We start from the raw sequence: 19,037 nt of genomic DNA, 5'->3' as shown, positions 1-19,037 counted from the left end.
GCAGGGTAACTCGCCTGCTATCGTGAATGAGGTCTAGTGATCGGCGCGCGTTGCGGAAAGACGCTCTCCGGAGCAGTTCCTATCTCAATTCGCATGACTATCCCCGCTTCACCGCCCCAGATCCTCAGCACCTCCATCGGCGACTTCCCACTCGTGGAGTGCCGCCTGCCGGTCGGGAACAAGGAACTGTCGGTACTGCACGTACGCGCGGTCCTCAGCCTCGACGAGGAAACGCACTTCCTGAACCTCCCGGACCAGCGCGCCCCCTACGGGTTGGTGCTGTGGCCCGCGGCGCTCGCGTTGGCGCACGAGATCGCGACCCGGTCCGCCGAGTTTCGGGGAAAGACCGTGCTGGAACTCGGCGCGGGTACGGGCGTGCCGGGACTCGTGGCCGCGGCGCTCGGGGCCGAGGTCGTTCAGACGGACCGGTCCGAGTTGATCCTGCACATGTGTCAGCGCAACGGCGAGCGGAACCGCGCCACCGGGATCAAGTACCAGTTGGGCGATTGGGGCGAGTGGACGGACCAGACGCGCTACGACTGGATCGTGGGCGCGGACATCCTGTACGCCGACACGCAGCACGAGAGCCTGGAGCGCATCTTCCGCAACAACCTCGCGCCGAACGGTCGCGTGCTGCTGTCCGATCCGTACCGCCCGCCCAGCCTTTCGCTGCTCGCGGGGCTGGAAGCACGCGGGTGGGGGACGAAGCACTCCCGCTGGGCGATCGGTGAGGGAACCGCCGCCCGCTCGGTCGCGGTCCACGAGCTGACGCCGCCGCGCGGTTAGAGCGGATTTCGCGGGCCAATCGAGTTCTTGGGAAAAGCGGAAGCACGACCGGAGGAACGGCGATGAGCGTTCGGGACCGACTCGGGCGGAGCTTGTTCGTCGCGTGCGCGGTCGGGCTGGCCTGGGGCATCCGCGGGGATTACGGCCACGTCATCGGGGCGATGTACCCCGGCGCGATTCTTGGGCTGGCCTGGGTGTTCGTTGCCGGTTCTCCGGCCCTGCTCCCTCGAATGCCCGTAGTTGCCGCACTGACCGCGGCCGGGATCGGGGCCGGCGGGCAGATGAGCTACGGCATCCTGCACGGGTACGCACAGGCGGACACCCTGCCGAACTACTCTTACGGACTCGCCACGCTGTTCCTTCAGGGCGGGTGCTGGGGCACGTTCGGCTGCGCGCTGGCCGGGTTGTTAGCCGAACGCCGACCGATGCGCACCGGGGATTGGATCGGGCTGCTCACGAGTGTGGTACTCGGGGGGTGGCTCGGGTTCACGCTCCTGGTGGACCTGATCGGGTTCCACATCAATCCACCTCGCAACGACATCGCCGTGGCGTTCCTCGGGGCCGCGCTCGGACAGTTCGCGTGGCTCGCCGGGAGCGGGCGCGCCGTCGGGCTCCGGGGCGCGGTTTATGGGTTCATCGGGTTCGGCCTGGGAATGGCCGGTGGGCGCCTCCTGGCCAACGCGACCGTGAGCCTGGAAGCCTGGGGGTACACCATCAACCACTGGAACGTGATGGAACTCACCTGCGGGTTCGTTGGCGGTGGGGTGTTCGCCTATGGGATGCTCGGCGCCGGGCGACTCGACCCGACGGGCGAACCGAACGAGTTCCGCACGCCTGCGGTGCTCGGAGCACTATTCGTGCTCGGGGTGATCCCGCTCTGGCACCGACTCACCCGGGTATCAGACAAGGTGCCCGGTTGGGTCACGACCCTGCGCGACCTCGGGTACCCGGACCCGGACGGGCTGAGCGCAACGATACTCCGCGGCACGGACGCGGTGTGCGCGGTCGCCGGGGTCGGCGCGCTGGTGTGGGCGCTAATATTGGTCCGCGGATGGCGGTGGCCGGCTTGGTTCCCGACCGTCGTATTATCCGCTGTGATGCTCGTGTTCCAGAACCTGACGGCGCTGTACTTCTGGCGCCCGGCACGGCCCGGGTATCTGAACACGCAGACCGGTTTTTGGATGCTGTTCGCGTTCGTGCTCGCGTACCCGGTGTTCGTCCGCCCGCGTGCCCTCCCGGATACGGCCCCCGAGCGCCCGTTCCGGTGGGGCCGATTAACTCTCGGGACGGTCGCTTTGCTGGCAGTGTTCGTGGCACTGGCAGCAATCACGAACGGAGACCGCACGATGCGCACGGCGAATACCCGGTGGCCGTTGTGGTCCTGGAACGAAGGCCCGTTCCCGGGTCGCGCGAAGAGCCAGTAGCTGCCCTTTAACGACGTATTTGAACCGGAGGGCAGAACGGTCATGCTGAAAGTGGGAGGGTGACCGATGGCTAGCGCGGCCGAGGATTTGCGGAGAATAATTCGGCAGTACGAGGAAGGGGTTCTCACAACTGCCGAATTTCCGATTCGGCTCCTCCAACAGCTCACATCGGAGACGACGGAAGACTTCTCCCACGCCATCACTCCACCCGTACTCGATCTCCTCTTAGATACGATCGATCGCGCTCCTATCGCGCAGGATGAATGGGACCGGATGGGAATTGTGCTGGGTGAGAGCTGGACCACAACTTCGCCCGAAAAAGTTGTGGCCCAGCTCTCACTACAAACTGAGCAAGAGTACCGAACCAGGTTCCAGCGCGGCGCCGAACTATTGCGAGCGGCCCGTTGGTGCCTCTTCCCCAACAGCACATTGTTCTCTCCCTCCTGGCAAACCTCCACCGCGGTCGCACTCGCATCCCAGATGTACGAGTCACGCGACTTCGGCGCTATGCCCATTCTGGCCGACGCACTCCAAGATGCCGGGTGCGACAACGCCGATGTGCTAGTGCACTGCCGCGGTTCGGGGCCGCACGTGCGCGGGTGCTGGGTCGTGGACCTCCTGCTCGGGAAAAAGTAGTCGCGAGTAAGAACATTTCACCGCCGAGGGCACGAGAGGGCGCAGAGAAAAACAAGTGCGGCCTTGATCGGTTCGCGCCTCGGTTCTACTCCGCGCCCTCTCGTGTCCTCGGCGGTGAAATCTCTTTCAAAGTCGTTGGGTCGTTAATCTGGTGCTCGGTAAGCAGTGAGGGCCGCCGATGACCGAGGCCGAGTGGCTCGCGTGCGAAAGCCCGGAGCGGATGCTTAAGTTTCTGCGAGATGGCAACACGAGCGACCGTAAGTTGCGGTTGTTCTCCTGTGGGTGCTACCGACAGGTGTCGATCTGTTTGGAAGACGAAGTGACCTGCTCGGCCCTCGAAACGGCCGAGCGCTTCGCGGACGCGCGAGCCACTCCGGAAGAACTCCGGGCGGCGCGGACGAATCGGGGAGGCCCGGGCAACGCCCGCTTCTGGATCACGCGCACATCCGCGGCCGCCGCAGCCGGCGGCGCCCTGTGGTCCCCTCTGGACGCACCCCACTCTTACGACCCGGTGGCTCGGCACTTCCGTTTTCCCAAAGCCTTGGCCCTGCTCCGCGACGTATTCGGCAATCCGTTTCGCCCGGCTATCTTTCTCCCCGAGTGGCGCAGTTCGACCACAGTCGCGATCGCGTCCCAGATGTACGAGGCACGCGACTTCAGCGCGATGCCCATTCTGGCAGATGCGTTCCAAGATGCGGGCTGCGACGGCACCGACGTGCTGAACCACTGCCGCGCGCCGGGTGTCCATGTACGCGGGTGCTGGATCGTGGATCAGGTGCTGGAAAAGGATTAGTCGTCGTTTTTTTCTAGGCCGGCAAACCTCGCTGGTGAGGTCGCAATTCACCGGTGAATCGCGTGAGTGGACGGTTGCTCATGCGATCTATTTCAAGCCGGTTTCGATCGTCACCAGCGAGGTTTGCCGGCCTAGTTTTTTTGATCACAAAGGGCACGTGTCGTATGGAGTCGCGAAAGGTAGATACCCCGAATGACCCATTTCGAGGGCTGCCGGGGCGGTGCCCACACTGCGGAACGACGCTCCCTTCGGTCGGTGCGAACGTGCAGGAATTCATCGCCTGTTACCCCGGCAATTGGGGACCGGGGCGAATCGAGATCGCGTGTCACGTTACCTTCCGAACCCGGTGTGTGGCGTGTGAAACCGAATGCTCCGCCAGCGTGAAAGGCCGTTACAACTGGTCCGAGTGCGACCCGGATACAGTCATTTGGTCTCGAGCTTCAAAGCTAAAATCCATAATCCCCCCTGCTCCTCCACGGTCGAACGCACTCAAGGCGACCAACCACAATAGCGCCCGCGTTGCCAAACCAGATACCAAGCCCGGCGATGGAACACCCACCACCACCTGATCCGCTTCCCGTAAGACGCCAAGCACTCAAGAGATCTACGGCTGATTACATTTCTCGCGAAGCTGTTACCGACTTTATCGATTGCAGACGGCGGCATTGTCCGCCCCCTCGTGCGAACGGACAGAATCGCACGCCAACACGACGCGATATCGGACCGGTCGTTCACTCTCGTCCGTGGCAGTCCACTTCCGCTGCGCCTCTCACCGGGCGCTCGCCGCACGCGCTTTCAGGCTCTTCCCCAGTTCGATCATCCGGCGCTTGCACTCGTCGCGTGCAGTCACAAACCCGGCCACCGTCACGTTCCCGGCGCGGAGGTAGTTCAGCACCACCGATTCCGCGTCCATGAACCCGGCGCAGCCTTCGGCGGTGAGCGCGGCGAGTTCGTGCGGGATCGTGGTGATGCCGTTCCGGTCGCCGTGGAGCAGGTCGCCCGGATTGATCCAGACGCCCCCCACGCGGACCGGCACTTCGAGTTCCACGATCTGCGTGTAACCGTGCGACGGCATCGTGCCGCCGGTGAAGCACGGGAACTTCAGCGGTTCGACTTGGTCCAGGTCACGCCCGCACCCGCTCGTCACTAACCCCACGCACCCGAACGCCTTATACGTCGTACACATGATCTCGCCGAACGTGGCCGCGGTGGGCGGATCGTCGAGATCCTGGAACACGACCACCTTCGGTCCGCTCAGGGCCGCGATCCGCTCGACCTGTGCCCCCAACCCCATGTACGTGTCGCCGCCTCGAGGTGGGGCGCCGGCGCGGAACGTCGCGGTGGTCGCGAACCCGACCATCGGCGGCAGCGCGGGGTAACACGCCTGAATGCGGACGTCGGTGTAGCCCACGATGCGCGAGCGCATCTCGAAGAGTTCCAGCACGTTGCACACGGTCGGCGTGTCGTACTTGCGCAGCTCGTCGAGAACGGCGGAGGGGATTTCGACCGACATGATTGGAGAGCCCTCGGTGAATAGAATCGCGTACCGGACGGCGGCGGGGTTTCCGATGTTTTATATTGCAGGGAACACCCTCCCGGGGTATCCTTCTGGAAACGGTCCAAGTGCGAGAATCCCACCAAAACTATTCTCGCTCGCGTAATTTCGTGGTTCCGCCGCCGAAGTGAAGGAAGGCGTACCGTTCGCCGTTCCTGAAAAGTGGCGATGTTCCACAACCGTTTGCGTTCGGAAGCTGCGTTCGATCCCGCCAAAAACTTCCGCCGAGGCGTTCCGCCATGCTCAACATTCCCTTCGGTCGCGTTCGGATGTGCGACGGCGTCTCCCGCCGGAACTTCCTGAAGGTCGGTGCCCTCTCCTTCGGCGCGATGAACCTCACGCTCGCGGACGTGCTCCGCGCGGAAGCCGCCGCGAAGAACCAAGACCCGTTCGGCCGCACGCGGCACAAGGCGATCATCAACATCTTCCTCGGGGGCGGCCCGCCGCACCAGGACATGTGGGAGATCAAGACGGAAGCGCCGAAGGAGATCCGCGGCGAATTCAAGCCGATCGCCACGAAGGTGAACGGCGTTCAGATCGGGGAGACATTCACGCGCATCGCGTCGATGGCGGACAAGTTCGCGTTCGTGCGATCGATCGTCGGCGCACGCGACGGGCACGACGCGGTCCAGTGTACAACGGGCTTCCTCAAAGCGTCGCTCGCCCCTCTGGGCGGTCGGCCGAGCATCGGCAGCGCCGTCGCGAAACTACAGGGGAGCGTCGATCCGAGCGTGCCGCCGTTCGTCGGCCTCGCCGAGCGCACGCAGCACGTACCGTGGAGTGATTCGGGCCAAACCGGGTTCCTCGGGAACGCCTTCGAGCCGTTCAAGCCGAGCGGACCGGACATGGCGAACATGGTCCTCAACGCCACGAACAAGGACCACCTGCCGGACCGCAAGAAACTGCTCGCCAGTTTCGACGACATGAAGCGAACCGTCGACCACGCGGGCGGACTTCGGGGCGCGGACGCCGCGACCGAACGGGCCTTCGACGTGCTCACCTCGAACCGCCTGGTCGAAGCGCTCGACATCTCGAAGGAGAGCCAGAAGACCCGCGACCGCTACGGCAGCGGCAAGCCGTACCAGTTCCAGTACGACGGCGCCCCGACAGTGAACGAGCACCTGCTCGTCGCCCGGCGCTTGGTCGAAGCCGGTGCCCGCGTGGTCACACTGAGCTACGGGCGCTGGGACAGCCACGGCCAGAACTTCAACCTCGTCCGCGACCACGGCGGGAAGCTCGATCAGTGCCTCACGGCGCTCGTCGAAGACCTGGACGTGCGCGGGATGCTAAATGACACGACCGTGATCGCGTGGGGCGAGTTCGGGCGCACGCCGATGGTCAACAAGGAAGCGGGCCGCGACCACTGGCCGCAGGTGAGCTGCGCGATCCTGGCCGGCGGCGGGATGAAAATGGGGCAAGCGATCGGCAGCACCGACCGCACCGGGGGTACCGCGAAGGACCGTCCCGTGGCGTTCGGCGACATCTTCGCCACGCTCTACCACAACATGGGGCTGAACGCGGAGACCACGACGATCAACGACCCCACCGGGCGCCCGCAGTATCTGGCCGAAGGCAAGGTCATGCCGGAACTGGTATAGTTTCGGTAACCGTTCCAGTTCCGCGAAGCGGGGGCTCCGGCCCCCTCTTTGCATTTACCGAGAGCACGGTGGCACATGGCCCGCTCTCCGCTGTGGCTGTTCCTCTGCCCCGCGTGCGGTACGGGAATCGCGTTCGGTGACACGTTGCCCCGCGTCGAATGCCCGAGGTGTCAACACCGAACGCTGTACCCGAGCGCGGAGGCGTTCGGATCGGCGGAGTGGGACACGGCCTCCAGACCGGAATACTTCTACGGGTGCCTGACCGCACTCGATCGCGTGCCGAGTTCCCGGAAGCGCCGGCTCCTCTACACAACGGTCGCACGGACCGGGTTCGACTGGCGCCGGGACCGGTGGTTCCGGCTCGCAATCGAATTCGCGGAGCAGTGGGCGGACACGGACCGACCGCAGTTCGGTATCGACGACATCGTCCGCTCGTTACGCAGGCAAACACCGCGAATCTCCACCGCGAGTTGGGACGCGCAACAAGTCGCAGTGGGCAGTTTGAGCGCCACACCACCGGTACCAACCGAGAACTTTCGCCCCGCGACCCAGCACGCCTTCGCCGACGCCTACCGCGAACTGTTCCCCAACCCGTTCGTTACGCTCGAATGGAACCCGAACTGGCACACGACCACCGTGCGCGACCTCGCACAACACATCTACTCCGCGCGCGAGTTCGGCACGATGCCCATTCTGGCCGACGCGCTCCAGGACGCGGGTTGCGACAACGAGTGCATCCTAGGCCACTGCCGCGCGAATACGCCCCACGTCCGCGGGTGCTGGGTACTCGATGCACTTCTGGGCAAGTCGTGAAGCACTCAAGACTAAACAGCTCCCGCAAATCGCGAAAGTGACAGCAGGTTGGCGGGGCGATCTCTGTAGGCGGCGAAACCAGGTACCATCAGGGTCAGTGGGAGCCCGACCATCCTAAAGCTGAGGAACCGATGAGCACACCAGAGAGGAAATGGAAGCACATTCAACGGCGACTCCGCAGCATCCCAGTGGAGGAAATCGCCCCACGCATCGCCGCTGAAGAGCGACATGGCCTCTGGTGCTTCGTTGCCCACGAATTGGAGTTCATTCCGAGGAACGGAGCAACCTGCGAGACGTGTTGGGATGACCAGTTGGAGGCCGCTCAGTTCCTCCGCTGGGTACTGGCACACCCGGAGCGAGTACACCCGACCAGAGAGGCGGCACTGGACTTCGTGCAGGCGCACTTCGCCAAGCAAGAATCGGCGTAGTTCCTGCGGGGCCAGAATGCCATCGATTAGAGACATCACTTTCGCATTTGGTCGCTCTCCCCTTCTCCATCCGGCTATTCGGTGAGGGAGGATCGGCACGCGCATACAATCACGAGCGAAGAAAAATCGAGAGCCGTCACCGGAAATCGCATCCACACGAGTCATCCATGCCAACTTACGCCTGCGATCTGCCCGCCGTTCTAGAAGCTGCAGAGCGCATTCGGGGCATCGTTCATCGCACGCCGGTAATGACGTGTGAGACGCTCGACCGGCTCGCGGGGCGGAAGCTCTTCTTCAAGTGCGAGAACCTCCAGAAGATCGGTGCGTTCAAGTACCGCGGCGCCACGAACGCCGTGCGCAAGCTCACCGACGCAGAAGCCGCGAAGGGCGTCGTCACGCACTCCAGCGGCAACCACGCCCAGGCTCTCGCATTGGCGGCCCGCGAGCGCGGAATCCCCGCGTACATCGTCATGCCGAAAACCGCGCCCGCGGTGAAGAAAGCGGGTGTGGAGGGCTACGGCGGGCAAATCACCGAGTGCGAGCCGAACCTCGCCGACCGCGAACGCGCGGCCAACGAGCTGGTCGCCAAAACCGGCGCGACGCTGATTCCGCCGTTCGACCACGTGGACGTGATCTCTGGTCAGGGCACGACCGCGCTCGAACTGCTCGAAGACGTGCCCGACCTGGACGCGATCGTCACGCCGGTGGGCGGCGGCGGGCTGCTCGCGGGGTGCGCGGTCGCGGCACGCGGGCGCAAGCCCGGTATCCGCGTGTTCGGAGCAGAACCGCTCGGCGCCGACGACGCGGCACGCTCGAAGGCCGCGGGCGAACAGCTCCTCCAAACGGCGCCGAACACCATCGCGGACGGGCTGCTCACGAGCACCGGTCAACTCACGTGGCCGATCATCCGCGATCAGGTGGACCGCATTTTCACTGTAACCGACGACGAGATCCGCGCCGCGATGCGCCTCGTGTGGGAGCGCATGAAGCTGATTGTGGAACCGAGCGGCGCGGTCGGTGCGGCAGTGGCTCTGAGCGATGCGTTAAAGGTACTCGCGGGCGCCGAGAAGGTCGGCATCGTCTTCAGCGGCGGGAACGTGAACCTCGACAAACTGTGGTGGTGAGCGTCCTGCTTCCCAAGTGGCTCGCACAAGCGAATTTGCACAGAAACGACCGCGCGAAGCGACCGGAAGTGAGAAGAGTTCTTGAAGAATATCGCGAAGGAGGCATTCTCGCCCCTTCTGCGTCTCGGTGGGGAGTGCCCTTTCTTCTACAAATCCCCCATGCACCGCGAGATCAGCACCGTAGACGACCCGTTTCACTCCGAATCGCCGCTCGGCCTGTACCTGCTCACGGCCATCGTGGGCGGGCTACTTGGGGCCGACCTTTGGCCCGTCATCGCGACTTGGTTGAAGGGCCAGGGCGTCGAAACGTACTCCTGGACGCGGGAACTGTACGGCTTCCGGTACGCGCTCCTCGCGGCCGTTATCGGCGGCGGGCGGGTGCTCTACACGTCGCTCGAAGCACTGTTCGAGGGGCGCATCGGGTCCGACCTCGCGCTCGCCATCGCGTGCCTCGCGGCCATCATTCTGAAAGAGCCGGTCGTCGCGGCCGAGGTGGTGTTCATCGGGCTCGTCGGCGAGTGCCTCGAAGCGTTCACGTTCGCGCGCACGCAGAACGCGCTCGGCAAACTCGCGGAACTGTTCCCCCAACGGTGCTGGGTGCTGCGCGACGGCGCCGAGGTGCGTGCCTTCACCGCGGACGTCATTGTCGGCGATAAGGTGGTGGTGAAACCCGGCGGGCGCGTCCCCGTTGACGGCACCGTGATCGACGGGCGATCGGCCGTGGATGCCAGCGCGATTACGGGCGAAAGTTTGCCCGTCGACAAAGGGCCGGGCGACGCTGTTCTCGCCGGCAGCATCGTTCAACACGGCTCGCTCACGGTTGAAGCGAAGAAGGTCGCGAAGCAAACTGTTGCTGGGCAAGTTATCGAATTGACCGGTCAGGCGCTGAAGGACAAGGCGCCGATCGAGCGCTACGCCGACAAACTCGCGCGGTACTTCCTGCCCATCGTGCTCGCGCTCGCGCTCGTTACGTTCATCGGGAACGTTGCGTACCAGGTTTCGGGTTCGCCCCAACCCGGCTTCCCCAAGCCCACGCTCCGGGCCGCGGCCAAAGTCGCCGCGTACCCGGCGCTCGCGGTACTCGTGGTGGCGTGTCCGTGTGCGCTGATTCTCGCGACGCCGGCCGCGGTGATTGCCGCGCTCGGCCGGCTCGCGGGTACGGGCGTGCTCATCAAGGGCGGGTCCGCGCTGGAACGGCTCGCGGGCGTCACGTCGTTCGCGTTCGACAAAACCGGCACGCTCACGGAGGGGAAGCTCGAACTCGGCGACGTGATTCCGCTCGCCCCCGCCACTACAGAGCAACTCCTGCAAGCCGCCGCGACCGCGGAACAGCGGAGCGAGCACCCGCTCGCGCGACTCATTGTGCGCGAAGCGTCGACGCGCAATCTGGAAGCCTCCCCGGTCGAAGCGTTCCAGGCCCACCCGGGCGCCGGCGTCACCGTCACCGCACCGGATGGCGCGATCATTGTCGGCACGCGACGGTTAGTAGAGGAACAGGGCGTCACTCTCCCTGCGGACGCGATCGCGGCCCTCGAACGACTCGACGCGGCGGGGCAGACGTCGCTGGTCGTCGCCCGAAACGGCGCGGTCCTCGGCGTTCTCGGCGCACGCGACACGCTCCGGCCCGAAGCTGCACAAGTGATCGCCGACCTGCGTGCGCTCGGGATCGCGCCCGTCGCACTGCTGACCGGCGACCGTTCGGCCGTCGCCCGCACGCTTGCGGAGAACCTACCGGTCACGGAAGTTCACGCGGAAATGCTCCCCGCGCAGAAGGCCGAATGGGTCGCGTCGTGTGAGCCGAGCACACCCGCAGATCGAGCAGAAACTGACCTTCCGGGCACAGACGCGAACGCAAGCGTCGAAGGGCCACTCGCGTCACTCCTCCCTTCGGAGAGAACCGGTTCGTCGGTCGCGTTCGTTGGTGACGGCATCAACGACGCCCCCGCGCTCGCGCGGGCCGGTGTGGGGATCGCCATCGGCAGCGGAACCGATGTGGCGGCCGAGGCGGGCGACATCGTCATGATGGGCGCGCCGCTCGCACCACTCCCGCTGCTCGTGAAACTGTCGCGCGAAACGGTCCGCATCATTCGGCAGAACATCCTCATCTTCGCGTTCGGTGTGAACCTCGTCGGCATCCTGCTCACCGGGCTGCTGTGGCCGCTGTTCGCGTCGTCGCCCGAGTGGTACGAATCGGCCCCGCTCGCGGCCGTGATCTACCACCAGTTCGGCTCGCTCACCGTGCTGCTGAACTCGATGCGGCTGCTCGCGTTCGACCGCACGTCTAATCGCACCCTCTCGCGTGCTCGCGGAGCGGCCCAAGCGATCGAAGGGTGGGTCGGGCGCTTCTCGATCGACGAACTGTTGCACGGGATCGCGCACCAGTGGAAGTTCATTCGCGCCGGGCTGGTCGGTGCGGTACTCGTCGCGTTCCTCGGCTCGGCGTTCAGTCAGATCGAGAACGGCGAGGTCGGGGTCGTGCGCCGGTTCGGGGAGATCACCGCGGACCTTCAGCCGGGGCTGCACGTCCGCTGGCCGTGGCCCATCGAAACCGTCACCCGCGTGCGCCCGGACGAGGTGCGCAGCGTCGAACTCGGGTTCCGCGTTCTTGCCGAGAAGCAAGAAAAGAAGCCGGGCAGCAACACGTGGACGAGCGGGCACGGCGACGGCGTGGGGCGCCTCACCGACGAGGCCGTGATGATTACCGGCGACGGCGACCTGGTCGAGATCCTCGCGACCGTGCGCTACCGGGTCAGCGACCCGCGCCGGTACCTCTTCGCCGCCCGCGACCCGGACGGCGTCGTGCGCTCGTCGGCCGAATCGGTGCTCCGAGAACTCGTGTCGAGCCACCGCTTCCTGGAACTGCTCACGGTCCGCCGCCCGGACCTGGAACACGCGGCCCTGGACCGACTGAACCGCCGGCTCACGGAAGTCGCGCCCGACGGGATGGGGGTCGCGCTGGACGGCTTCACGCTCCACGACCTGCACCCGCCGCCCGAAGTAGTGAACTCGTACCACGAGGTGGCCAAAGCGATCCAGGACCGCGACCGGGCCGTGAACGAGGCGCTCGCGAGTTCGATCCGGACCCGGCGCCGCGCGGAAGAAGAAGCCGACTGGGTGCTGAAGCGCACCGAGGCCGAGAAGCACTCGCGGATCGAGAGCGCGAGCGCCGACCGCGACGCCTTCCTCGCGTGGTACCTCGCCCGCACGAAACTGACCGATGCGGAGGAAGCCGCCCTCGCGACCGAGCGCGCGAACCGCATCGCGGCCAAACAAGACCCGGTGATGGTGGACCAGGACATCGCGGACCGGCGCGCGAAGATTCTCGCCGAGCGCCGGGCGCTGCTCGAAACGCGCCTCACGTACCAGACTGTGGTCGACGTGCTGCGCGTGCGCGACAAAGTCATCATCGACGCGCCCGACGCCCCCGGGCGCCGGCACCTGTTCCTACTCGACCCGGAACTGCTCAAGTTCCCGCAACTCACGCCGCCCCGAACCATCGACAAGGAATAACGATGCGCCCGGCGCGAGGTCGAGCGACAACCTCATTGGCAGCCGGGCGCGCAATCGAGTGGCGGGATCGCGTTCTTCTCGCGGAAGGGTCGAACAGGACTCGACCCGATGAGGAGACGAGCCATGCTCCGCAAACTCATCCTGTCTATCGCAATCGCTACCCTGATCGGATCGAATCCGGTCGCGACCGCTGCCGAGATTACCCCGCCCACCCAACCTCAACGCGAGTTCAAGGTATTCGTTCTGCGCGAGTCGGGGTGGCAACTCCACGGCACTTACGCACTCCACGCAGACGCCCGACAAGCCGCGACCCGGCTCTGGCGCGAAGGCTACCGAGTTGAGATTTGGGAAGTGCGCGGCAAATGATATAGGCGGCGCGCGGTCGGAGGCGAAAACCCAGCGATACGACAGAGGTAGCAAGTACGATGGTAGTATGCTGAGTTCGTCCGGACGCCCGTCGTATGGCAACGCCGTTGTCTCGGACGGTCCGGCACCCGTCTACTCGGCGGTAGTTCGCCGCGAAAGCGACAATGGTGCGGTTCACAGAGTTCGACGGCTACCTGTTGTGGTGTTTGCCGGAACCGGGCTGTGACTTGGCGTACCTGATCTGGGCGTACACATTCCTTAACCGGGACGCGGTTCCGAGCTACCCCCAACTTGCTGAGTGCTTGCGGCGGTCTGTGTCAACGGGGGCCATCCTACCCCCGGTGGGTGGGCACTTCCGGCTGAGCCCGGAGTGCGGCCTCGGGTTCACCAGTGGGACCAACAGTCAACCGTGCCTGAGGATGGGATGATTGCATTCGCAGAGTGGCTGCCATCCGACGAATGGCCAGTTACTTACCCGGCCGGATATTCCCTCAGTCTCAGCGAGTATGAAGCTGCCGTAGTGCGTCAGCCGAAGCGTGGATAACGCCGTCATCCGCAACAACTGCGAAGCGCTGGCAGCGATACCAGAAACCACACGAAATGCAGGAAACCAGTAAAAGGCCGTCTAGAAAGCTAGGATTTCACCGCCTTGGGCGGTCTCCTCAGTAGGTCATCGTCCTTGTTCTTGTCGGGCAAGCCGAACCGCGACATGCGATGGATCATGGCGATGTAGATCCATGCCTCGCTGCTCTTGGTGTTGTGCTCATAATCCTTGGACAGGCGCCGGTACCGGCCGAACCAGCCGAACGTGCGCTCCACGATCCATCGCCACTTGTGGACCTCGAATGTGGTCTGACCGGGGCGCCCGGTGACCACCTCCAGTACCCACCGCGCGTGCCCCTTGATCCACTCGCCCAGGGCGCTCGCCCGGTAGTTCGCGTCGGCCCACACCTTGGCCAACCGGGGCATCGTCTTCCCGACCTTCTCGAACACCTTCACCGCCCCGTCCCAGTCGGTCGGGGCCGCGGGAAGAACGACCAAACCCCAGATCAGCCCGAGCGTGTCCACGAGCACGTGGCGCTTGCGCCCGGACACCTTCTTGCCCGCGTCGTACCCCTTCGGGCCGCCGGCCTCGGTCGTCTTCACCGACTGGCTGTCGATGATCCCGGCACTCGGAGTTGGTTCCCTTCCGCCGCACACCCGGATCTCGGACCGCAGGGCGTTATGTACCTGCTCCCACACCCCCGCATCGCGCCACGTGTAGAAGTAGTAGCTGACCGTCTTCCACGGCGGGAAGTCGTGCGGCAGCATGCGCCACGTACACCCGCCCCGGGCCAGGTACAGGGCCGCGTTCACCACCTCACGTACCGGGTACGTGCGCGGACGACCGGTCTTCCCATTACCCTGCGGGAACAGGTGCCCGATGTTGTCCCACTGAAGGTCCGTCAGGTCGCTCGGGTAGCGCTCGCGAGTGCTCATACCCGAATGGTAACGACCACCCCAAACGGCTCCCGGGACCGCTTTCTAGACGGCCTTTAAGAGTTTTTGGTCCAGAATCTTCGCGCTCGTAGATCAGCCCCCACTCATCCGGTTCAAATAGCGCACCAGAACGGCGGCGTGTGCGAGTGGCTGGTCCGCGTCGTTCGGGTCGCCGTTATCGCCGACGTCGTGAAAATACTGCGTCACACCCGCCCGTGCCGCGTTGACGAACTCCCGAATCAGTTCCGGTGAAATACGGTTCTCGATCACCCATTCATACGTCGGGACGTAGATCAGGCGCCGGGCATCGACGACTCCGAGTTGCTTCTTGCCGAACTGATGGCCGGACGGTTTCCCGCCGCGCTTCGCACCCGGTCCGCGAAAGTACCGCGGTGCGGTCTTCCCGCGAATGATTTTGAGCCCCTGCCACACGCCCTCGACCGTGTCGCTCGTTTCGCCGGAGAACCCGGGAACGGGAATCCCGCCGTGAACCCACATCGGGCTGAGCGTGCAGTACGGCGGCTCCGCGTAACTGCTCACGTCGTAAATCGTGCTCCCGGCGGGCAAGTTCTCGACGTGGTAGCGCGGAACGAAAACGCACCGCGCGAACGGGGTCGAACGCGACATCGGGGGCACCTCCGCGAACCGAGACACGGCCCGCGGCCCCGAAGTTCATCCTTTTTCGCGCGGTCAGCGCCCTTACTTCGATTCTGGTTTCGGCTTCGGTTTCGTTTTCAGTTCCGGATTATCCTTGCCGGGCACGTCGAGTTCCTTCACCAATTCCGCAACCGACTTCACCACATCGTCCGGAGCGACGAGGGTCAACAAGTGTTCGTCCAGGGCCGCTAGTTTCACGTCCTCGAACGACAGCGCGTTAATCACCTCCGCCAGTTCTTCGGTAGTAGCGTGTTTCAGGGTAAACGCCTTGACGATCTGCAGTTTCGGCAGCGGGTCGTTCGCCGAGCGGTCGAGGATCGCTACCAGATCAGCAGCGACCTTGAGGTGCCGCTCCGACCCCCGCACGACCACCGATCGCGTGCGCGCTTGCGCCGTCGCCCGCCACACCGGGGTCGTGTTGACTCCGCCGTTTCCGATGAAGCAACCGACGGCCCCGAGTTGGCCCGACCCACCGAGCCCAACTTGCCCGGCGCCGGGCGCTGGCGCGCCACCGAACCCGAGCTGTCCGCCGGGTGGCGGACCGAACCCACCGAACCCACCCGGAGGACCGCCGGGCGGAGCCCCCATAACTCCCATCGGCACACCGACACCTCCCGGCATGCTACCGGGGAGACCACCCGGACCCACCGGCAAGTTCACCTCGACATCGGGTGATTCGAGCAGCGAGTTGAGCGCCTCGACCACCGCTCCGGGTTCGCCGCGTTCCAGTTTGAACACCTTCACCGTCAGTTGCGGCTTGGCGGATAGGGGTCTGGTCGCACCGCCCGGTACCGGCGGGCTCGGTGCACCCGATCCCGCCGGTTGGCCGACCACAACGGGTAACGCCCACGCGATCACCATCAGCCCCGCGATCGCCCGGAAACAGAAGCGCATGGGTCTTCCTCGTAAGGAGAAATGGACTCGAACGTGGAACACCACGACTCTACCCGAAACGGGGAGCGGCTCAAAGTGTTGGCGCGTTTGGTGACCGATTCGATTCCGTTCGAGGAGACGTGAGCAAATCAGCCCTTCGGATAAACGCTGATCTCCGCCCCGGCGGCGAGCACAACCGACGCCGGCTTCGACGTGTTCGTGACGGCCCATTCCGGGCTATACAGCAGCCCCCAATCGACATCGGCCACGAACTCGCGCCCGGGTACACGTCCCGCTCCGATCTATTGACCTTGGACGGCGCCGTCGATCTGCAGGCACTCGTGCCTAGAGATGGAGATTCGCAGGTGGCCCAAACCGGGTAACCCGTGCGAGAAGACCCGCTCCGCAAGCAGGTGCTCCTCTCGTGCACGGACCGGAAACGGACAGCCGGTCGACCAGTTAGTTGCGGGAACCGCACGGTGAAGCGCGCAGTTCGGCTAATTCGGTACCAAGTGTGCGAACTGCGCGATCGCCCTGTATCATTTGGCTTTCTCTGGAACCGCCTTGTTCTGCTCGTCCTTGAGTAGCTTGTTGATCCGGTCCACCGCCGCCGCAGTCCCAGCGCCCACTGCCCGGACCTCGGGGAAGAACACGAACTTAATCCGTTCGGCGGCACTGTGGCATCCGATACAGTTCGACCCCTGGTGATAAGTCTCCATCGTCGCGTTGGCGACGCGGCCGACGGGGAACCGAGCATCCGCATCACCGTTGCCGGGCGCGGTCGGCCATTGGGTGGCGATCAACCGGTAGTTCGACCAGACGGTGTCCTTGACCATCGCGTGCCCCTGGTACAAACCGTTTACCTTATTGGTGGTCGAGTGGATCTCTGTCCGCCGGGCAACCTCGACCGGGATCAGATCCTTCGGGATGGGCTTGCCGAACTCGATCTTCGCTTGGGGCACGTTTGTGCCCGGGGCTCCGAACATCGTGCCACCGTCCTTGCTGTTGAGGTTCGGCGGCGAGACACCCCCGGCAGACAGTTCGGTATTGTCCACGTGCTCAAAGGTGGCCCAAATCCAATTCCCCCTCTTCGGGGTCTTGTGGACCACGTGCAGTCCGATCAGGGCGACCGGGCGCTCGGTCAGATCCGGGGTACCGTCTTTTTCCCAGTCGACCAGTTTCGCGCGGGTCCGGTAGAACCGCTTCCACCGCGGCGACGACTCGTCCGTCACCTCCATCCAGGCGGCCTTAATAGTGATCGATTGATCGCAGAACTCGGCGGGCGTGCCGACAGGGGGAAGGTTCTCCCGGCGGTAGTACTTTTTTGCCAGAATCTCCTCGTATGCTACCCGATTGACCCGGACCTCGTACCGGACGAGCGTCTTGTTTTGGGCGACTAACGGGAACTCGACGAAGCTCGGAGGGAATCCGGCCTGGTTCAGGTCTTCGAGCTTCGACAGCCGGGTCAGCAACTTCGTCCGTCCGGCGGTAGCCTTCGGAAGCGGGGCGGGGACCATCTGCCCCTTACCGGTTTTGTCGGTCCCCCGGACCGAGAGGACGGCAGCGAAGTCGCTCCAGGGGGACGGCGGATTCGCGACCGGGTCGGCCGGGAACGTCTCCGACATGGACTTCCAGGTCTCCCAGACGGTCGGCCCAGACGTGTCCCCGAACTTCTGGCACGGATGCGGCTCCCCCCGTTTGTTGGCGTCAGCAGGCCAGTTCAGGGCGATAAAATCCCGCCACGCGAAGTCGTCGAAAAACGGCCGGTCCTTCTCGCCCTCGTTCTGTTGCTGGAAATCGACCTCGGTTGGGGGCAGAGGAGATAATTGCTCGGGCGGAGTTGGAGCCACCGGATCGGGTTGGCCGCCGGGCGTCGGCCGAGTCGAGGCGAGTAGGGCGGTCAGCCCGAGTAGGGCCACCGCGGACCTGAAGACACGGGTTCGGAACATGGGCGTCTCCGTTAAGGGTGCAGTTTGATTCAAGTTTGGTAACCGCCGCCCATGCTGTCCCGGAACGTCTTCAACTGCGAGTTCTCCGAGGCACGCCTGTTGACCGGCAACCGGTCCCGCGCTCGCCGCCAGCAGTGAACGAATCTGGCGTCTTCGCGGGTCATCAAACCCCTTGGCGGCCGGGTCGGACGTGTAAGCGAAGTCGTCAAGGGGGAACGTGGCGGGACGCCGTCTGGAACGAAAGGGCCACGTAGCGGTCCGCGCGTGGTAGCCCGTGGCCAACTGGCCGCCGGCTCAACATCTGTGGCCAGCGGCCGGTTCCTTGTTTCTGCTGAAGTCTCAAACCGTTAGGTCACAAGTCCTCAAGCCACATAGCCACCCCAACGAGACGTTACGGCTCGCAACTTGAGGATGTCATGACCGCCTTCACTAACGCCCGAGCGGGCTGTGCGGCTAGAGCTTCAGAAATTTCGTGTCAGTTCCCCCAAGCTGGCCGCCGATACTCGGCGGCCAGCTTGGGGGAACTGACCGTTCGGGTCAAACGGCGGCGGGTGGGCCGGCGGCGCGATTAAACTGGCGGCGGCGGGGGCGGGGACGACACAGGCTCGAACCACCCCTCGCGGGCAACTTGCCCCGGTGCCCAGTCGAAGGACGCCGGGGACGCAGCGACCGCGCAATCCGCATGAGTCGCGTTGACGAAACATTCCTTGCTGCCTCGAATAAAGTGGCACGCTCCGACCACCGAGGTAGCGCGTTGGGCGCTGGCGAGACGTTGAGCGAGATCGAGAGCCTTCTCGGCAGGGGTGCCGTCCGGTTTCGGAAGGAAGTTGTCGGGACTCACTTGTTGGAGGCGGGTACTGAGTCTGTCAATCAGATCCGTCATGTAAGGATCTGGCGGGTCCGGTGGATCGTTTGCCGGGTCTTGGGTGGTGAGCGCCTTCTGGTTCGCGCTCGCCTGCACGGTGCTGGGCATCGGTCTCCTCCTGGGTAGGAATTAAGAAGTAAGTCACCAACGAACGCACTCGACTCGGCCCCGGGGGCGGCCC

The 19,037-nt window shown here is 64.7% G+C and carries 15 protein-coding genes; 9 read left to right on the top strand and 6 right to left on the bottom strand.

The window, feature by feature from the left end; genetic code table 11:
• The first annotated feature begins 93 nt into the window (after positions 1-93).
• The 4 genes from VT84_RS08320 to VT84_RS40640 all read left to right on the top strand — a co-directional run bounded on the left by VT84_RS08320 (position 94) and on the right by VT84_RS40640 (position 3,639).
• A complete protein-coding gene (locus VT84_RS08320) occupies positions 94-786 on the top strand; it encodes a class I SAM-dependent methyltransferase (protein ID WP_082839193.1) in 693 nt (230 codons plus the stop codon).
• 62 nt (positions 787-848) lie between these two features.
• The gene (locus tag VT84_RS08315) at positions 849-2,210 is read left to right on the top strand and encodes a hypothetical protein (protein ID WP_052559586.1); all 1,362 of its coding nucleotides are present in this window, start codon (positions 849-851) and stop codon (positions 2,208-2,210) included.
• A gap of 66 nt (positions 2,211-2,276) precedes the next feature.
• A complete protein-coding gene (locus VT84_RS08310) occupies positions 2,277-2,846 on the top strand; it encodes a hypothetical protein (RefSeq protein ID WP_052559585.1) in 570 nt (189 codons plus the stop codon).
• A gap of 178 nt (positions 2,847-3,024) precedes the next feature.
• Positions 3,025-3,639 (top strand): hypothetical protein, encoded by a 615-nt coding sequence (locus tag VT84_RS40640; protein WP_239465738.1) that lies wholly within the window; start codon positions 3,025-3,027, stop codon positions 3,637-3,639.
• A 769-nt stretch (positions 3,640-4,408) separates the two neighbouring features.
• Here VT84_RS40640 and VT84_RS08300 read toward each other — a convergent pair.
• Positions 4,409-5,152: an RraA family protein gene (locus VT84_RS08300; RefSeq protein WP_082839192.1), complete on the bottom strand. Its 744-nt coding sequence runs from the start codon at positions 5,150-5,152 to the stop codon at positions 4,409-4,411.
• A 281-nt stretch (positions 5,153-5,433) separates the two neighbouring features.
• Between VT84_RS08300 and VT84_RS08295 the strand changes: the two genes are divergently transcribed.
• The 5 genes from VT84_RS08295 (at position 5,434) to VT84_RS08270 (ending at position 13,033) form a co-directional block, all read left to right on the top strand.
• Positions 5,434-6,792 (top strand): DUF1501 domain-containing protein, encoded by a 1,359-nt coding sequence (locus VT84_RS08295; protein ID WP_082839191.1) that lies wholly within the window; start codon positions 5,434-5,436, stop codon positions 6,790-6,792.
• Between the two features lie 75 nt (positions 6,793-6,867).
• Positions 6,868-7,605 (top strand): hypothetical protein, encoded by a 738-nt coding sequence (locus VT84_RS40635; RefSeq protein WP_239465736.1) that lies wholly within the window; start codon positions 6,868-6,870, stop codon positions 7,603-7,605.
• Positions 7,606-8,200: 595 nt separating this feature from the next.
• A complete protein-coding gene (locus VT84_RS08280) occupies positions 8,201-9,157 on the top strand; it encodes a pyridoxal-phosphate dependent enzyme (RefSeq protein WP_082839189.1) in 957 nt (318 codons plus the stop codon).
• A gap of 159 nt (positions 9,158-9,316) precedes the next feature.
• Complete coding sequence (locus VT84_RS08275) at positions 9,317-12,667, top strand: cation-translocating P-type ATPase family protein (RefSeq protein ID WP_082839188.1); 3,351 nt, start codon at positions 9,317-9,319, stop codon at positions 12,665-12,667.
• A 123-nt stretch (positions 12,668-12,790) separates the two neighbouring features.
• Entirely contained in the window at positions 12,791-13,033 is a 243-nt protein-coding gene (locus VT84_RS08270; RefSeq protein ID WP_082839187.1) for a hypothetical protein, read from the top strand.
• A gap of 633 nt (positions 13,034-13,666) precedes the next feature.
• On the opposite strand, the gene VT84_RS08260 is transcribed toward VT84_RS08270, so the two are convergent.
• The 5 genes from VT84_RS08260 to VT84_RS08240 form a co-directional block, all read right to left on the bottom strand.
• Positions 13,667-14,512 carry an IS5 family transposase gene (locus VT84_RS08260; protein ID WP_239465478.1) on the bottom strand — a complete coding sequence of 282 codons (846 nt, stop codon included), beginning with the start codon at positions 14,510-14,512 and terminating at the stop codon, positions 13,667-13,669.
• Positions 14,513-14,605: 93 nt separating this feature from the next.
• On the bottom strand, positions 14,606-15,139 hold the full coding sequence (locus VT84_RS08255; protein ID WP_082839185.1) for a DUF6939 family protein: 534 nt from the start codon (positions 15,137-15,139) through the stop codon (positions 14,606-14,608).
• Positions 15,140-15,211: 72 nt separating this feature from the next.
• Positions 15,212-16,063, bottom strand: coding sequence for a secretin N-terminal domain-containing protein (locus VT84_RS08250; RefSeq protein WP_082839184.1), 852 nt, complete (start codon positions 16,061-16,063; stop codon positions 15,212-15,214).
• A gap of 518 nt (positions 16,064-16,581) precedes the next feature.
• Positions 16,582-17,991, bottom strand: coding sequence for a hypothetical protein (locus tag VT84_RS08245; protein ID WP_052559573.1), 1,410 nt, complete (start codon positions 17,989-17,991; stop codon positions 16,582-16,584).
• Between the two features lie 568 nt (positions 17,992-18,559).
• Positions 18,560-18,964 (bottom strand): hypothetical protein, encoded by a 405-nt coding sequence (locus VT84_RS08240; protein ID WP_052559572.1) that lies wholly within the window; start codon positions 18,962-18,964, stop codon positions 18,560-18,562.
• Between the last annotated feature and the right edge of the window lie 73 nt (positions 18,965-19,037).

It is taken from the genome of Gemmata sp. SH-PL17 (genome assembly GCF_001610855.1).
GTDB classification, from domain to species: domain Bacteria; phylum Planctomycetota; class Planctomycetia; order Gemmatales; family Gemmataceae; genus Gemmata; species Gemmata massiliana.
The sequence above is the reverse complement of the archived record's forward strand: the minus strand, read 5'-3'. Positions and strand labels throughout refer to the sequence as shown.

Coding starts and splice junctions, on each gene's coding strand:
- VT84_RS08320 (WP_082839193.1), top strand. CDS start 94: ATGACTATCCCCGCTTCACCGCCCCAGATCCTCAGCACCTCCATCGGC.
- VT84_RS08315 (WP_052559586.1), top strand. CDS start 849: ATGAGCGTTCGGGACCGACTCGGGCGGAGCTTGTTCGTCGCGTGCGCG.
- VT84_RS08310 (WP_052559585.1), top strand. CDS start 2,277: ATGGCTAGCGCGGCCGAGGATTTGCGGAGAATAATTCGGCAGTACGAG.
- VT84_RS40640 (WP_239465738.1), top strand. CDS start 3,025: ATGACCGAGGCCGAGTGGCTCGCGTGCGAAAGCCCGGAGCGGATGCTT.
- VT84_RS08300 (WP_082839192.1), bottom strand. CDS start 5,152: ATGTCGGTCGAAATCCCCTCCGCCGTTCTCGACGAGCTGCGCAAGTAC.
- VT84_RS08295 (WP_082839191.1), top strand. CDS start 5,434: ATGCTCAACATTCCCTTCGGTCGCGTTCGGATGTGCGACGGCGTCTCC.
- VT84_RS40635 (WP_239465736.1), top strand. CDS start 6,868: ATGGCCCGCTCTCCGCTGTGGCTGTTCCTCTGCCCCGCGTGCGGTACG.
- VT84_RS08280 (WP_082839189.1), top strand. CDS start 8,201: ATGCCAACTTACGCCTGCGATCTGCCCGCCGTTCTAGAAGCTGCAGAG.
- VT84_RS08275 (WP_082839188.1), top strand. CDS start 9,317: ATGCACCGCGAGATCAGCACCGTAGACGACCCGTTTCACTCCGAATCG.
- VT84_RS08270 (WP_082839187.1), top strand. CDS start 12,791: ATGCTCCGCAAACTCATCCTGTCTATCGCAATCGCTACCCTGATCGGA.
- VT84_RS08260 (WP_239465478.1), bottom strand. CDS start 14,512: ATGAGCACTCGCGAGCGCTACCCGAGCGACCTGACGGACCTTCAGTGG.
- VT84_RS08255 (WP_082839185.1), bottom strand. CDS start 15,139: ATGTCGCGTTCGACCCCGTTCGCGCGGTGCGTTTTCGTTCCGCGCTAC.
- VT84_RS08250 (WP_082839184.1), bottom strand. CDS start 16,063: ATGCGCTTCTGTTTCCGGGCGATCGCGGGGCTGATGGTGATCGCGTGG.
- VT84_RS08245 (WP_052559573.1), bottom strand. CDS start 17,991: ATGTTCCGAACCCGTGTCTTCAGGTCCGCGGTGGCCCTACTCGGGCTG.
- VT84_RS08240 (WP_052559572.1), bottom strand. CDS start 18,964: ATGCCCAGCACCGTGCAGGCGAGCGCGAACCAGAAGGCGCTCACCACC.